Below are 15,862 nucleotides of genomic sequence, written 5' to 3' on the forward strand. Positions count from 1 at the left end.
ATCTCTGGGATGAGCGCTTCAAAGCGCGGCGAGGACCTGGTCGATGATCCCGGCCTGCTCGTCCTCCATGCCCAACCATACGGGAAGGCGGACCAGCCGCTTGGCGACATCCTCGGTCACCGCCAAAGTGCCGTGCGGTCGTCCGAAGCGGCGACCCGCCGGCGCATCATGCAGGGGGATGTAGTGGAACACGCAGTGAATGCCCAAGCGGCGCAGGCGCTCGATGAAGGCGGTGCGTACGTCCAGGTCGGGCAGCAGCAGGTAATACATGTGGGCATTGTGTGCGCAGTGAGGAGGGACCACCGGGCGCCGGAGGCGACCCTGGCGCTCGGCTTCGGCGAAGCCATGATGGTAGGTCTCCCAAATGCCCAGCCGACGCCGGGTGATGCTGTCAGCTTCCTCCATCTGAGCCCACAGGAAGGCCGCAATCAGTTCCCCCGGGAGGTAGGATGAGCCGATGTCGACCCAGGTGTATTTGTCGACTTGGCCACGGAAGAACTGCGAACGGTTGGTGCCTTTCTCGCGCACGATCTCGGCTCGCGCGGCGTGATGCACCGAATTGACGAGCAGCGCCCCCCCTTCCCCGGAAATGATGTTCTTGGTCTCATGAAAGGACAGCGCCCCCATGTCGCCTATACCACCCAGCGGTCGGCCCTTGTAGCTCGCCATGACCGCCTGTGCAGCATCCTCGATCACCAGGAGCTCATGGCGGCGGGCGATATCGATGATCGCATCCATCTCGCAACCGACACCTGCGTAATGGACAGGGACTATCGCCCGCGTGCGCGCCGTGATGGCTGCCTCGATGAGTTGCTCATCGATGTTCAGGGTGTCGGCGCGAACATCGACGAAAACAGGTACGGCCCCACGCAACACGAAAGCGTTGGCCGTCGAAACGAAGGTGTAAGAGGGCATGATGACCTCATCACCAGGCTGAAGATCGGCCAGGATGGCGGCCATCTCCAGCGCTGCAGTGCATGAATGGGTCAACAAGGCCTTGGAAGCGCCGGTGCGAGCCTCGAGCCAGCGCGAACACAGGCCGGTGAAGCGCCCATCGCCAGCGAGGTGTCCATTGGCATGTGCCTGGGCGATGTACCAGAGTTCCTTGCCCGTCATGTGGGGCTTGTTGAAGGGGATGTTCATGGCAGTGGCCCGGTCGTTTGCGTGGAGACGGTCAGCGGTCTGAAGACCCAGTACTTCTGCAGCAGGAACAGCAACATCGCCAACCCGAGGATGAACAGCCCCTGGACGATCTGGTGCGGATATCCGAGTACGTCCACGAATACCAGCAAACCGCCGAGATTCATCACATAGCCGAGTGCATAGGATATGGCGTAGCGAACGAAGGCAGTGCCCCGCACACCCCCATGGGCAAACGACCAGCGCTTGTTGAAGCCAAAGGTCTGCAGCACGCCCAGGACATAGAGCAGCGTCATTGCGCGCTTGGCCTCGACACCCAAGGCAGTGAGCCCAAGATATGCGAGGTAAAGAATTGCGTTGGACACCAGGCCTACCGTGGCATAACGAAGAAACTGGCGCAGTGCGACACGACCGCTCATGCGCTGCGCACCCAGTGGAAGGTCATCGATGGCGCGGGGAACACGAAACCTAACCGTGCGTATAGGTTCAGCACACGGTGGTTCCGCGCGACGAAGCTAGTACGCACCCGACGCGCCCCATCCTTGAACGCCTGATGCATCATCTGCCGCCAGGCTCGCAGCCCATAGCCCATGCCTTGCCGTGCTGGCGAGACAGCATTCAAGTGCCAGTAGCAGGTACCGTCGACGAGCATCTCGACGACGAAGAACGCCACCAGGTCCCCGGCCTCTCTAAGCGCATACAGGCGCTGCGAAGGATGCTCCAGGCAGTTGCGCACCCAGTTCTGGTAACGCAGGTCACCCAGACCGGACGGCAGTCTGGGATCCATGTGGAAACGCTCGCAGCCAAAGGCGGTGCCAGCCAGTTCGACGATCGCCGGAAGATCAGGTGCCGATGCAAGGACAAGTTCCAGCCCCCTCTCATCGCCTGTCTGTGTCCATTCCGAGCAGGCGAATTCGGGCTGGTAGACCATTTCGATGAAGCGAAAACCGATCTCCTCGAGCAGCATGGACTCGCGCAAGCGATCGTGCGCCAGGCGGCAACTTGCCAACTCAACGCCACCCGCCTCGCATGCGACGACGAAAGGTGCGAGATCGTCCGCTCTTGCACCGAGGTCGGCCTCGATCCGCGAAATCTGCACGACAGGATGACCAAGTACCGCCGTATCCCACGGCGCCTCCGCCCAGACGAGGCGAAGCGGGCCGGCAGTGATCTCCCCATGTAGAAGAGCAGATCTGCGCGACTCACTCACGTTGTCCACAGCCGCCCTCCGTATCGGCAGGCATGCGCGTCGTCGACATCAGCGCGTAGGGCGGGCGCTCCATCGAACGAAAATGCATTCTCGCCAGATATTCGCCAAAGATCCCGAGCGCAAAGAGCTGCACCCCCGAGAATATGGCGATGATCGATGCGAGGAAAGGGAAGCCTGGCACCGCGCTGCCATCGACCAGATAACGCAGCAACACATAGAAGAGCACGAGAAAGCCCAAGGTGCCGAAGACAATTCCCAGCACGCTTGCGATCTGAAGCGGCAACACCGAAAAGCCCGTCATCATGTTGAGTGCATGATTGAAGAGCTTCCTCAGCGTATAGCCCGAGTCACCGATGGCCCGCTCATCCTGCCGAACCTGTACGGCAGCGAATCGCGTGGTACCCCAGGTCAACAACACGTCGATATTGACCGATGGGCTTCGATAGGCGGCGAACGCCTCGCGCAGACGAGTCCGAAAAACCCGAAACGCACTCACCTTGCTGGCCGACTCCACCCCCATCGCCCCCTGCAGCGCAAGCTTGGTGATCCGGGAAGCCTGGTCGCGCAGAAAACCGTGCGTCTCGGCCCGAGGCGCACCGTACACGACGTCATGGCCCTCATCCAGCTTGGCAAGTAAGCGCGGAATCTCCTCAGGGGGGTTTTGCAGATCGTCATCAAGAGTGACGATGCACTCGCCGCGTGCGGCCCGGATACCACATAACAGGGCGTTGTGCTGGCCGTAGTTGCGCGCAAGGCGCAAACCCAGCACCCTGGCGTCCGCGGCGGCAAGCGCCTCAATGACAGCCCAGGAATCGTCGCCACCACAATCCTCAACGAAGAGTATCTCGAAGGTCTCTCCCAGCTCTTCGAGAACAACCAGCAGGCGTCGATGAAGGTGCGGCAGCGTCTCCTGTGAGCGATAGACCGGAACGACCACCGAGATTCGAATCGGAACGCTCATCTCACTCGATCCATCATGGAATTGACTGGCCGGTCAAACTGCCATGCCCGCCGCGCTAGTTGCGAAACCCTTCGCGCCAACGCTCCTCGACCTCATCGGGCGGACAAAATCGGCAGTTCCTCGATTGCCCCGACGAGGCTGGGGACGCCTCGCTCGGCGCATTCTCCTCGGCCACCTCGCTGTCACCCGCCTCCTTGCGCTCCGTTGCGGCAGACTCGGCCTGACTGGTGTCAGCGCGAGTCGCTTCGGGCGGTGCATCTCGACCCGCCCCCCGACCCGTGGTCGCCGCTCTGGCAGGCGTGGGCAAAGGCTCCTTGCCGCCGAGATCGAAATACAGCTTCTTGAGCTCGGCTGAGTTTGGGAGGTGTCTGAGCCCCTCTTCTGCAACAGTGAGCGCAGTAGCTTGTTGTCCCTTGCTGCGAAGTTCGGATATCAACGCCAGGTAGGCCGGCTGATAGTGAGGATTGAGCCGGATCGCGTCGGAAAAAAGCGCCGTCGCCTGCGCAGCCTGCCCCAGTAGCAGGTGAACCCGGCCAAGCTCGAGATTGAGTTGCGGGCGCATCCAGAAATCGGGTTTCGCAGCCTTGAGCACATAGGAGAACTCCTTCACGGCCAGCGAACGCTGATAGTCCTGATCCCGCTTCGTCGACGCTTGGGCCGCACGGAGAAGAAAGACCCTCCCATAGCAGTAATGGTGCATGTGCACCCAGTTGTCGGCGCCGAACTGAGCAAGGTAGCGCTGCCCCTCCGCGCTGCGATCATCGTTGCGGAGCTTGACTGCACACACTTGCGGCAACTGTGCTTGCTCCGCCGGCGTTCCGCCGGGGTTCCACTGCGCCATCGCTGGCGAAAGCAGGACGGGCACGAGCCCCACACCAAGAAAACCAATCAAGTTCCTGATCATGACCCTCATCACCCTCAGCTGCGCAAGTTCAAGGCGCTGGTCCGCTGAGCCACCGCAGTCCAGCTCAGCATAGCGTGCGCGCGCTCCATCGCGGCCGCGCTCATCGTGTCGCGGAATCCGCTGTCCCCCAGCAAGCGGCAGATCGCCTGCTGCAACTCGTCAAGGTTGCTCGTCTCAACCCTCAGCCCCGTCACGCCGTCGAGCACGGCTGAACCCGTTCCACCCGCGCGGCCGGCAATCGCGGCCTTTCCGCACGCCGCCGCTTCAATATAAACAATTCCGAAGCCTTCGGTATCGCCTTCGATATCCCGATTGGCGAGGACGAAAAGGTCGCAGGCGTTGTACCAGCGCGGCAGATCGTCCATGGGCACATGACCGAGCAGGTGCACGCGCCCGCCCACACCGCACTCGTCAACCAGGCCGGCTAGATAGTCGCGATCCTCGCCGATGCCGATGACGGCGTAGTGCACGTCCACCCCGGCCTCGAGTACAGCGGGAAGGCAGCGGATCACAGTGTCGAAGCCCTTGCGCCGGCTCAAGCGGCCCACCGACAGGATGAGTCTCACCCCATCGGCCAGCCCCAGGCTGTCGCGCAGATCCTGAAAAGGCAGCCCGGGTCGGAAGCGTTCGGTATCGACACCGGGATGAATCATCTCGATGCGTTCGGGCGCGACCCCCATCTCCACCAGGGTGTCGTGGGTGAAGTCGCTGTTGGCGATCACCTTGTCCGCATGGCGCAGCGCAAAGCGCATGGCCCTGTACTTGTTGCCCCGCCCCCAGCCGGTAAGCTCCTCGCCATGTGCGTAGATCGCCACTGGCCGGCGGGTTAGGCGTGCGACCAGCCACGCCACCAGGCCCTCGGGCAATGCTCGGCCAGCATGGATGGCGTCGAAACGGTGGGTCAATGCCAGCCATAGCGAGGTAAAGAAGAAGCGCAGGTACATCAGCAGCGACTCCGGCTTCAGCCAGGGTACGCGCTTGAGCGACAGCCGGTGAATGGAGTTCGGGTGATCGCGGTCGTACTCCTCCGCGCCCGGCACATCCGCGGTGACGATGTGGATGTCCTTGCCGCCGAGGCGGCGATAGACCTCGTCGAACCATACGGCCGTGCCTCCCTTGGTCGGCAGAAAGAGTTCGGTCAGGACCAGATAGCGTTTTTGCATGATGGTTTCCAGTGCGGCGGGGCGGATGCTAACACCCTCAGTGCCGACCCGCTGCGGACGGAGTCACGGCGGCCAGCAGTCGCACGGCCATCGGCAACACGAAGTAGAGCCCGCACAACTTGAGCGGACGCGACAGGCCTGCCTCGGCAAGCAAACGGCGCAGGAATGTCACGCTGCGTGCACGCATGCTGCGCTGCCACAGCGCATGCTGCCGATCGGTATAGGCGTCGGCCAGCCGCTCCGTGCTGATGAAGCACACGTCGGGGTGACGCTCGACGACGCCAGCAAGTGCTCGCTCCAGTTCGGCCAGCGCGGTGTCGCCATGGTCAGCGTCGATGAAGCTCTCCCGATGCGTCTCGAGCAGGGTGGGTCGTCCCAGGGCTGTGCGCCGCGCCACAGCTTCCCACACCTGCTCCGCGCGGTGGCCGAGGATCGGCTCGAAGTAGGCATCTCGCACAAGGTAGCGCACACCGCTCTGCCCCGACTCTCCGTTGACGATACGTCGCGCGGATGCCGCGAGCGTGCCATCCGCGCCACGCGCCTGGTACTGACGCCCGCATGTGACGACACAACGTACCCCACTCTGCACCCAGGCACGCTCGACCGCGTCGTCCCACACAAAGGTATTCGGCACGGCAACCGGGGGACAAATGCCGAACAGGGTCAGAAAGACCTCCGCTTCGTCCATGACCGCACGCCGGACCTCTGCGTCCGGCAAGGGGCGGCTCGGAAGCGTTCCGGCGTCCACCCAGCGACTCTGCAGCGCGGACGGCAAGGCCTCGCTGCGTGCTTCGGGGTCCGCCAACCATGCGCGCAGCACGCCGTCCTGACGGGCACGCACAAGCAGCGACTCAGGCCAGCAGTGCTCAAGACCATGGCGCTGAAGTGCGAAGACCCCCATTTCGCACCCCTGCCGCATGGCCCCCACGATCGGCGCATAGCGTGCCTCGCCCAGGCCGCTACGGTGATAGTGTCCGCAGTTGTCGGCGAGAATGGCCGCGCCATCGGGCTTTCCCAGCACGACACCGAGCGTCATCACCGCAGGCCGATGCTCCCGGTCGCGCACTCGCGCAAGTATTGCTGCGATGCGCTGCAACGCTTGCGCATCCGCCTCTGGCCCCGGCCCCCAGTCGTCGCTCTCGACGATCACTACCGGCCGCAGCAATGTGGGCTCGCGCCACAGTCGCAGCAGCAGGTCGCGGTTCGCGAAAAAAAACAACACCCATGCTGCAAGCAGAGAGAAACCGGCAATCAGGAGAAAAGCGTACATTTGTCCGGCAAGTCAGAAACACTAGAAATCAAAATAGATGAACTTCTGCGTCGGCCCGCCGAACGTCACCAGCGCAATGACAAGCGATGCGTATGCCGTACCGCGCAGCAGAAACGGTACCCGCCACCACCAGTCAATCCCTCGGCGCCGGCAGGCATCGACGATCCGGGGCTCGAGCAGAACGAGGACGACCGTCGACAGGACGCCCAGCGCCTGATAGAGACGTACAGGCGCAAGCACGACCGGGTCCGCCAACCCCATCATCGCCACACAGATCTGCCATGCATCGGCAAAGGTCGGCGCACGAAAGAACACCCAGGTGAAATGTACGGTGACGAACATGACCGGCCAACCCATGAGAGAGACCAGGCGGTCAAGCCTGCCCCCCTCGCGGACGTCCAACAGCCGCAGAGCATTGTTCAGCAGGCGATTGAGCACCAACAGAGCACCATGTAGGAACCCCCAGAACACGAAGGTCCAGTTTGCGCCGTGCCACAGACCGCCCAGCAACATCGTCAGCATGAGGTTGCGATACGTATCGAAGCGCCCGCCCCGGTTGCCGCCAAGCGAGACATAGAGGTAATCGCGTAGCCAGCGGGACAAGGTGATGTGCCACCGGCGCCAGAACTCGGACGGGTTGCGGCTGATGTAGGGGAACTGGAAGTTCAGCGGCAAGACGACCCCGAACATGCGCGCAAGCCCAAGCGCCATCTCACTGTAGCCCGAGAAGTCCAGGTAGATCATCATCCCGAAGGCAAGCGTGGCCAGCCAAGCCCGCATCAGGTCCAGACGCTCTGGATGGGCATAGAGGTCATCGACAACCGGCCCCAGGTTGTCAGCAAAAAGCGCCTTCTTGATCAGGCCACCGACAAATATGAAGGCCCCTATCCTGAGGTTGTCCCAAGCGATCGGCTTGAGGGTCTGCAACTGCTCGACCAACTCATGAACGTGCAGGATGGGACCGGCAATGAGTTGCGGGAAGAACGTGACGTACAGACACCAGTCTCGATAGCCGATCTCTTTCGTGCAGTCACCACGATAGACGTCGATCATTGCACTGAGCATCTGGAACGTATAGAAGCTGATTCCCAGTGGCAGCACCCAGTCGATCCAGCCCGGCCGTGCAACGACCACCTCGCCACCTGCGGCGCTGGCCACCCACAAGGCGGACTCGATGATCAGCCCAAGATACTTGAAGCCCGCGAGCACCCCGAGATCAGCAACGATCACGACCGTGAGCAACGCACGGGATCGCGTCTTCAGCATGGCCTTGTAGGCATACCAGTTGGCCGTGACGGAAAGACCGATCAGCAACAGGTAGATCGGCTTCCAGCTCGCGTAGAACAGAATGCTGGCCGCCAGCAGCACGCCCGCCCGCTGCCCCGGCGTACGCGCACCGGCGTACACCGCCAGCACCGCGATGAAGAAGAGCATGAAGCTCGCGCTACTGAAAATCATAGTGCGCCCACCCGCTCCACCTCGCCGTGCGTTCCTCCCGAAAGCGCCCGCCCGAGTGCACGGCTGAAATACTGGGCCCCCAGATCGTTCAGATGACCCGCGTTGACGAAACCTTCAGGCGGCAGCTTCAGATCGGCGGACAAAGCGAACATTGGAACTCCTCGTGCGAGCAACTCCCGACGCAAGGCAAGGTAGGGCGATGAGGCGGGGTGCGCACCCTCAAGGTAGAGCACACGGCGGTTGAGCAAGGGGGGAAAGACGACCACAACGCTCACCTGCCGTCGTTCAAGGAGGTCGAGCAAGCTCCAGAAGTCCGCAACCACCTTCGGGTCCGGCGGATGGGTGGAGCCCGCTTCCTGGCGCGCCACCTGCCCGGCGTCCTGGTTGTCGCCAAACCCGGGGCGATACCCGAGCCGCTCGGCGGCCCCGCCCCCGACTGGTTCGACCTCCTCCGTCAGCGCCGTCGCGAACTGGATCAGCTTCGCCGGCTCACGCAACTGTTTCAGGTTATCGGCGTAGCCCCACAGCCTCAACGTTGAGCGCAGATAGGCCTGCGCGCCCTCTTCCCATATATCCGGCTGACCAAAGAAAACATCATAGCCAAGCGCATCCCCGGCGTGGAGCAGGCTCTCGTCCAGCCCGATCAGCACGCGCTCGACCTTTCCGCGCCCAAACAAACCGCACTCGTCAAACCGATGGGCGATCCCAAGCAAGGCGCTCGCATTGGCCCCCGGCAAGCCCAGGTTGAAGCCGCCACGCCCCGCAGCGAAAGCAGCACCCAGCGTGCGCGGATCGATCGCGTTATCCACTCGGCTGTTGCCCAACACGAGCATGCGAGGAGCTTGCTGCTCCACATACAGAACTTTGTCATACGCCCGACCTACCGCGAACACCGAGCGCAATCGATGCATGAACACATCCGAATGGAGGAGCGCCTCGGCTCCAAGCAGGAGCGCCACAGCGCATACGACACCCGCGCCGGGCATGCCCGCTCTCCACCAGCCATTGATGCGCATCGCCATGAACTTGATCCCGAGTGATTCGTGCCGCACTTGCCCGCTTGCAACCTCGGCTACCATAGTGGCCATTCCGATGGGTTTGGGCATTTTAGAGCGATGACATCAAGACGAGTACTTTGCGGCTGGGTTAACTTCGACGAACGTGTTGCATCGCACGATGCCTTGCACGCGATGCTGGCAGCCGAAGGGCTGTCGTCCGCCGACATGCAGGTGCAGGCCAGCGATGCCGGCATGCTCGCCACCAGCCACCCGGCCTGCTCTACAGCAACCGATCTTGGCGCAGGTTGTCTGGCTGCAGTGCTCGGGCGGCCGCGCTGGGTCGATGCGTCACTCGCCGCGCGCGCCCGCGCGGAAGGCGTGGCCGCGGCCGCGCTGGCGGCTTACCGCGATGGCGGCGAAGCCTCTCTGGGCAGACTGCAGGGCAATTTCGCCATCGTGCTGATCGACATGCGTCAACGGCGGGCTCTGCTCGCGATCGACCGCACCGGCACCGAGCGCCTGTGCTTCGCCCAGGTGGGCGCGACGCTCGTCTTCTCCACCAGCGCGCGCGCGGTGGCGAAGCACCCGCTGGTTTCGGCCCCGATCGACCGGCAGGCGCTGTTCGAGTACCTCTACTGCCACATGGTACCCAGCCCCGACACCGCCTTTACCGGCATCACCAAGCTGTTGCCTGCACAATGCGCCAGCTTCGACGGCAGGAACGCAGTGCGAAACTTTCACTGGCAGCTTGCCTACGACGCCAGCGCCGCAGGCGACGAAGCCGCACTGCGCAAGCGCTTCCTTGACCTCACCGAACAAGCCGTAGCCCGCCAGGCCGACGATGGCCGCCCAACCGGCGCTTTCCTCTCCGGCGGCACCGACAGCTCCACCGTCAGCGGCATGCTGGGCAAGGTCAGCGGCAAACCGGTCGAGACCTTCTCGATCGGCTTCGACGCCCAGGGATTCGACGAGTTGGAATTCGCCCGCATCACCTCCCGCCATTTCGGCACCAATGCGCACGAGTACTACGTGACCGCCGACGATGTCGTCGAGGCGATGCCGCTCATTGCCGCGGCCTACGATGAACCATTCGGCAACGCATCCGCGGCACCGACCTATTTCTGCGCGCGCATGGCGCGCGAGCACGGCATCGAAGTGGTGCTGGCCGGCGACGGCGGCGACGAGTTCTTCGGCGGCAACGAACGCTATGCCAAACAGGGCGTCTTCGAGCATTACCACCGCGTTCCCCCCGTGCTGCGCAATCTGCTGGAGCCGGTGGTGATGCACTTTCCACTTGGCGCTTCGATCATGCCAGTGCGCAAGGCGCGCAGCTACATCGAGCAGGCACGGGTGCCCTTGCCAGACCGCATGGAGACCTACAACTTCCTGCACCGCAGCCCGCTGCAAGACATCTTCGAGCCTGAATTCCTCTCCGCGATCGACACCAACCGCCCGCTGGAGCTCGCGCGCGAGGCCTACTTCCGTTGCGCTTCACCCGAGCCGATCGAGCGCATGATGCACCTCGACCACAAGATCACGCTGGCCGACAACGATCTGCGCAAAGTCACGCGCATGTGCGAGGCCGCCGGCGTAGAGGTGCGCTTCCCCTTCCTCGACGACGACCTCGTCGCCTTCTCCGGGCAGCTCAAGCCAGAACAGAAAGTGCGCAAGGGCCGGCTGCGCGTGCTGTTCAAGGACGCCCTGCGCGGCTTCCTGCCCGACGAGACCATCTCCAAGAGCAAGCACGGCTTCGGCCTGCCTTTCGGACTGTGGCTGAACGCGCACGCACCGCTCAAGGCGTTGGCCGAAGACGCCCTGGCCAGCCTGGGCCGGCGCGGTATCGTGAAACCGGCGTACCTGGCCTACCTACGTCGCGAACACGCCAGCGGCCATGCAAGCTATTATGGAGTCATGATCTGGGTACTGGTGGAACTGGAGCTCTGGCTCCAAGCCAACGCGTGACGAGAGCCGGCACGCATTTTCGTTCCCGGGGGGCATGGTGTTGAAGCCTCTCTTCCTGCGCTTGGCGAAGGGCCTGGGGCTGTTCGCGCTGTCCAGGATGCTGACGCGGGGGCAGCTGCGCATCCTGTGCTATCACGGCATATGGCTGGGCGGGGAACCGCACTACGGCGACTGCCTGTTCATGAGCGCGGACCGTTTCCGCAAGCGCATGGCACTGCTCGCGCGATGCGGGTACCGGGTCATCCCGCTGCGCCAGGCCTGCGACGACTTGGCCAACCGGCGCGTCCGTACACGCGATGTCGTAATCACCATTGACGATGGCTGGGTCGGCACCTATCTCCACATGCTGCCCGTTCTCGAGCAACACGGTTACCCTGCAAGCCTGTATCTGACGACAAAGGATGTCGTGGATCAGGAGCCGGTCGTCTACGTGCTGGCCACCTTTCTTGCCGGCCGCGCCATCCACCCACCCGACCTGCGGCGCCTGTTCCCCGACCAGACACTGCCACACCCCTCCACGCAGCAGCTATCACGCGCAATCGCCGCCCGGATCCTGTCCCAGCCCACAGCAGCAGCCAGGCGGGCCGAAACCCTCAGGATCGCCGATCTGCTCGGCATCGACCTCGATAACCTGGAAGCCCGCAGGGTCTTCATGCTCATGAAGCCAGGGGAGGTACGCGATGCTCACGAAAGGGGCCTGGACATTCAGCTCCACACCCATTCGCATCGGATGCATGGCTTCAACCCCGACCGGCTGCGCCAAGAGCTCGAACGCAACCGTGATGTACTCGGCCAGATGCTTGGCAAAGCCCCAGCGCAGCTGAACCACTTCTGCTACCCGAGCGGCCTCTACCGGCCCGAGCTGTTTCCGGTCCTTGCAAGCAGCGGCATCCAGTCCGCCACCACGACCGAATTCGGACTCAACCCCCCTGGCACTTCACCTTACGCGCTCAAGCGCATCCTCGACGGCGAATCCCTCTCCGACATCGAGTTTGAGGCCCGTCTGAGCGGATTCTGGAGCCTCATGTCGGCACTGCGCTCGCGCCTGGGGCAGATCGTGCGCACAGTCGGATCCCTGAAGCGCGATACGATCGCCTGACCCAGCCGAGCAGAGCCCACATGACACGCTTCGATACGCTCTCCGCCAGCACCAGAGATGCCTGGGCAGAGACCTGTGACCGGTTGTGCTTGCCACCCGAGAATGCGCGGCGACTCGTATCGGAACTCATGCTCACGCTCGAAGGCGCAAGCGGCAAGCATCCGCCGCGGCCACGCGGCTATACCGATCTGCCCGTGGCCTTCCATGCACAGGTGAGCGCATTCGCGCATAGCGAACCCGCGGGCCAGGCCCCAGGACTGCTGGATCTACTTCTCCTGGAGTTGATCCGACAGTTCGAGAGGCGATTCACGCAGGCGGCGCTCCCGGAGAGCCTGCTACCGTATTACCTCGAAAACCTCGATCGCATGCTGCAGCGCACGACACTGTCCCCCCAGTGGGCCCGCTCGTCACGCGACGACATCTTTCTGAAGGATCTCGGCATTCTGCGCATGTGGCTCATCCCTTGCGCGTCCCATCTGGTCTACCGTCACTCGGGAGTGCCGCGCTCGCTTGTTCTGCGGCAGGCACCGGGCAATCTCATGCGCGCCCTGGTCTACTTCGGGCTGCGCAGCCACGGCTTCGCACCTTTCCTCGAAAACCATGTTCACCCGGCGATGCTGTCGCACTTCAACCCGGAAGGACGGCAACGCTGCTACGCCCTCGTCGCCGAACTGTTGCAGCGCTGGCCCGAAAGCCGGGGGCTGATGGGCATCAGTTGGTACTACGATCCGGCCGTCCGCACCATCAGCCCGCACCTTGCCTACCTGCGTGATGAACCAGAGCGAGGTGGCGCACTTTTCCTTCCCGCAGGCAGCGGCCCCGATGCCATAGCGGGCGCAACAGCCACCTCGGACACCCGACGGCGCCTTCATGAACAGGGTCGATACACACCGACCCGCTACCTGATGGCCTGGTCCCGCACAGCCCTGATGAACGCTCATGGGGCCTAGGCCCCGCCCTGGCGCCTGGATGCAGAACCGAACGCGAGCGGTGGCCGCCCGGCGCTGCTCCTTGCTCTTTTGCTAGGACAGCGCCATTCGGCCCGTGTCTCGCTCCAGTGGTGCTCTATCCCGCTGCAGAGCAGGCTGTTGCCCCCGCATCGCATCCAGTTCCTTCTGAACCAGGATCTTCGAGATCACGATGATGGCGATCAGATGGTAGAAGAGGTCGAAGTACTGCAGTCCGAGGAAGGACCCCGCAGACATGTAGCCGATCAGGCTCACCTGAACCATCGCCGCAAGGTCGCGCGCCCAGGTCAATGATGCATGCGGCTTCGACCAGCGGATGACCTGCGAAGCCGACAGCCAGGTGAAGATGTGCAGCAGCACGAACATGCCCAGGCCCACCCAGCCAAGTTCGCCCAGCACACCGAACCAGTTACTGTGCGAATCCGTGCCCCCGTAGCCGGTGATCGCGCGGAAACCACCGCCGAAGAAGAACATGTTCGCCAGCGTGATGGCATTTCCCCAGGCGTAGATCCGCCCCATCGCAGAGGCATCCTCGTCGTAGGTCTGGATCGTATGCATGCGCTCGAACCACTCCGGCGGCATCACGTACAGCACCACCAGGAAGACCGGGATCAGCGCCAGGATGACACCAAAACGGTTGCGTGCCTTCATCAGGAAAAAGAACCCGACGGCGGCAAGGCCGACCAAGGCCCCGCGCGAATTGGTACCGATGATCGCAACCAGGGTCAGCGCACCACCGGCGAGCAGCGCGCGCCTTGCCCAGACATTCGTGGTCTGAAGCCTGACATACCAGAGCAGCGGCACGGTCATGAGCAGTGCCAGTCCGACCGAGTTGCGGTCTGCGATGAAGGAGCCCGACGGCCCCATCACGTTGTTTCCACTCCCGCCGGTCAGGATGAACACCCCGCCCTTGAAACCATAGAAGCCGATCGACAGCGCAATCACCACCACCAGCCAGTGCAGCCGCTGCCTGTCGGTGATCAGCATCATGGTGATGTAGGTCATGAGGATGATCCGCCACACCTTGTCCCATTGCGGCCAGGCCATGCCTGGATACTGGGCCATCAGGGTGGATACGAACATCCAGCCGGTGAAGATCAGCAGCAACACGGTCTCGCGCGTCCACGGGATGCGCTTTTCCTCCTTGCAGAACAGGATTGCCGCAAACGTGGTCAGTGCCACGATAAGCGCCACCGGCATCGAGGTGACGAAGCCCCAGGCCATGCGATGCGGATTCATGTAGCCCAGCCAGGACCACATCAGGATGCCGAGCCACGGCCTCTTGAGGATGAAGGGCAGCGAACCGAAGACGACGAGCGCGACGAACAGATCCCTCATGCCGCCCCCGCCGCGTCGACCTTGCTCACGATATAGCGATACTTCCCGGACTTCTCCGGCGGGATCTCATCGACCTGCTCCACCTCGACGCTCACCCCCGCTCCCAGGCGCGCGCACAGGCCGCGCTGGATACGCTCTACGGTCGCACCATCGAAGCCTGCGCCGGGTACGACCTGCACCCGCGTCAACTCCAGGCTCTCCTGCACCACACGGAAGCCCCCCACCTGCGGTAGGTCGCGCAGCACGTAGATCAGCGCCAGCCCATGCATCACGGTGCCATCACGGGCGACGACGAAGTCGGTCGTGCGTCCCTGGATCTCCTTGAGCATGGGCAGGCCGCGACCACATGCGCACGCGCCGGTGTCCAGCGTGGCGACATCGCCGGTGCGATAGCGGATGAAGGGAAACTCCCGCGTCGCCAGGTGGGTGACCACGATCTCACCCGACTCACCGGCCGGCACCACCTGGCCAGCGCTGTCGACGATCTCGACGACGACGTCCTCGGCGGTCAGGTGCATGCCGCCCGCCGGGCACTGGTGGGCGATGAAGCCGGCATCCCGGGAGCCGTACCCATTGGCGACCGGGCAGCCGAAGGTACTTTCGATGAGCTCGCGCTGATGCTCGTACAGGCGCTCGGAGGTGCAGAACGCCACCTTGATGCCGAGCCCGTCCATGCGGACCCCGCGCCTGTTTGCATGCTGGGCAATGTGCGAGAGTGCCGACGGATAGCCGAACAGCATTCTCGGCCGGCGGACACGAATGCGCTCGATGAAGCCGTCGAGCTTGGCATCGGACATCTCGAATGCCGGCAGCAACTCGGTACGCAGGAGTTTGTCGCGAACGGCGCGGATGCGGTCCTGAGCGCTCAGTTCGATCGGCGAGCCCCAGACGACGATCTCCGGATCGCCGATGTCGACACCCCACCAACGCGTTGCGCGCCACTTGGCCGCGACGTCGTGGCTGACACGCTCGTTACCGATGTAGAAGATCAGCGGCTCGCCGCTCGACCCCCCCGTATTGAAGCGCGCCAGCGCACCGGCATCGTCGGCCTTCAAGTCGTCGGTATGCGCACGGATCTCGGCCTTAGTCAGGAACGGCAGCTTACCGAGGTCCGAGATCGACTGCACCTGCTCGGGGTCGAAGCCGACACGGGCAAAGAGCGCCTTGTAATAGGGCACGTGCTGTCCGGCATGGCGCAACAAAGCACGCAGGCGCTCGACCTGGAATCGCGCCAGGCGCTCACGCGACCACCACTGGCTGTCCTCGAGCTGCTTGCGGACGGCGACCGTGTCATGGCGCTTGAGGCGCTCGTGTAACGGGAACACCACATCCGCGATGAAGCGCGTGTAGGGCGAGCGCGCATCCTTGTTCATCAGTCGCTCCCGGCCCGC

At 63.4% G+C, this 15,862-nt stretch carries 14 protein-coding genes; 3 read left to right on the forward strand and 11 right to left on the reverse strand.

Annotation, left to right across the window (positions count from 1 at the left end; translation table 11 throughout):
* Window positions 1-18: 18 nt before the first annotated feature.
* From rffA to C662_RS07615, 9 genes are read right to left on the reverse strand one after another with little or no spacing between them, the layout of a single operon-like run.
* Window positions 19-1,143, reverse strand: coding sequence for a dTDP-4-amino-4,6-dideoxygalactose transaminase (gene rffA / locus C662_RS07575; protein WP_002926858.1), 1,125 nt, complete (start codon window positions 1,141-1,143; stop codon window positions 19-21).
* Window positions 1,140-1,559 carry a GtrA family protein gene (locus C662_RS07580; protein ID WP_002926860.1) on the reverse strand — a complete coding sequence of 140 codons (420 nt, stop codon included), beginning with the start codon at window positions 1,557-1,559 and terminating at the stop codon, window positions 1,140-1,142. The genes rffA and C662_RS07580 overlap by 4 nt, the downstream gene beginning before the upstream one ends.
* The gene (locus C662_RS07585; protein ID WP_037984280.1) at window positions 1,556-2,359 is read right to left on the reverse strand and encodes a GNAT family N-acetyltransferase; all 804 of its coding nucleotides are present in this window, start codon (window positions 2,357-2,359) and stop codon (window positions 1,556-1,558) included. The genes C662_RS07580 and C662_RS07585 overlap by 4 nt, the downstream gene beginning before the upstream one ends.
* Entirely contained in the window at window positions 2,343-3,311 is a 969-nt protein-coding gene (locus C662_RS07590) for a glycosyltransferase family 2 protein (RefSeq protein WP_002926864.1), read from the reverse strand. Before C662_RS07590 ends, C662_RS07585 begins: the two co-directional genes overlap by 17 nt.
* A gap of 55 nt (window positions 3,312-3,366) precedes the next feature.
* Complete coding sequence (locus C662_RS07595; RefSeq protein ID WP_002926865.1) at window positions 3,367-4,224, reverse strand: hypothetical protein; 858 nt, start codon at window positions 4,222-4,224, stop codon at window positions 3,367-3,369.
* Window positions 4,225-4,229: 5 nt separating this feature from the next.
* On the reverse strand, window positions 4,230-5,378 hold the full coding sequence (locus tag C662_RS07600) for a glycosyltransferase family 4 protein (protein WP_002926868.1): 1,149 nt from the start codon (window positions 5,376-5,378) through the stop codon (window positions 4,230-4,232).
* Between the two features lie 37 nt (window positions 5,379-5,415).
* A complete protein-coding gene (locus tag C662_RS07605) occupies window positions 5,416-6,648 on the reverse strand; it encodes a hypothetical protein (protein ID WP_002926869.1) in 1,233 nt (410 codons plus the stop codon).
* 21 nt (window positions 6,649-6,669) lie between these two features.
* Entirely contained in the window at window positions 6,670-8,082 is a 1,413-nt protein-coding gene (locus C662_RS07610; RefSeq protein WP_232433236.1) for an MBOAT family O-acyltransferase, read from the reverse strand.
* 20 nt (window positions 8,083-8,102) lie between these two features.
* Entirely contained in the window at window positions 8,103-9,128 is a 1,026-nt protein-coding gene (locus tag C662_RS07615; protein WP_232433237.1) for a hypothetical protein, read from the reverse strand.
* A gap of 93 nt (window positions 9,129-9,221) precedes the next feature.
* Between C662_RS07615 and C662_RS07620 the strand changes: the two genes are divergently transcribed.
* The 3 genes from C662_RS07620 to C662_RS07630 all read left to right on the forward strand — a co-directional run bounded on the left by C662_RS07620 (window position 9,222) and on the right by C662_RS07630 (window position 13,115).
* On the forward strand, window positions 9,222-11,066 hold the full coding sequence (locus C662_RS07620) for an asparagine synthetase B family protein (RefSeq protein ID WP_232433238.1): 1,845 nt from the start codon (window positions 9,222-9,224) through the stop codon (window positions 11,064-11,066).
* Between the two features lie 61 nt (window positions 11,067-11,127).
* The gene (locus tag C662_RS07625) at window positions 11,128-12,165 is read left to right on the forward strand and encodes a polysaccharide deacetylase family protein (RefSeq protein ID WP_232433239.1); all 1,038 of its coding nucleotides are present in this window, start codon (window positions 11,128-11,130) and stop codon (window positions 12,163-12,165) included.
* 20 nt (window positions 12,166-12,185) lie between these two features.
* The gene (locus tag C662_RS07630; RefSeq protein ID WP_002926883.1) at window positions 12,186-13,115 is read left to right on the forward strand and encodes a hypothetical protein; all 930 of its coding nucleotides are present in this window, start codon (window positions 12,186-12,188) and stop codon (window positions 13,113-13,115) included.
* A 72-nt stretch (window positions 13,116-13,187) separates the two neighbouring features.
* On the opposite strand, the gene C662_RS07635 is transcribed toward C662_RS07630, so the two are convergent.
* Window positions 13,188-14,471, reverse strand: a complete 1,284-nt coding sequence (locus C662_RS07635; protein WP_002926884.1) for a putative O-glycosylation ligase, exosortase A system-associated — start codon at window positions 14,469-14,471, stop codon at window positions 13,188-13,190.
* Window positions 14,468-15,844 carry an AMP-binding protein gene (locus C662_RS07640; protein WP_037984301.1) on the reverse strand — a complete coding sequence of 459 codons (1,377 nt, stop codon included), beginning with the start codon at window positions 15,842-15,844 and terminating at the stop codon, window positions 14,468-14,470. Before C662_RS07640 ends, C662_RS07635 begins: the two co-directional genes overlap by 4 nt.
* Window positions 15,845-15,862: the final 18 nt, after the last annotated feature.

It is taken from the genome of Thauera sp. 28, assembly GCF_000310145.2.
GTDB classification, from domain to species: Bacteria; Pseudomonadota; Gammaproteobacteria; order Burkholderiales; family Rhodocyclaceae; genus Thauera; species Thauera mechernichensis.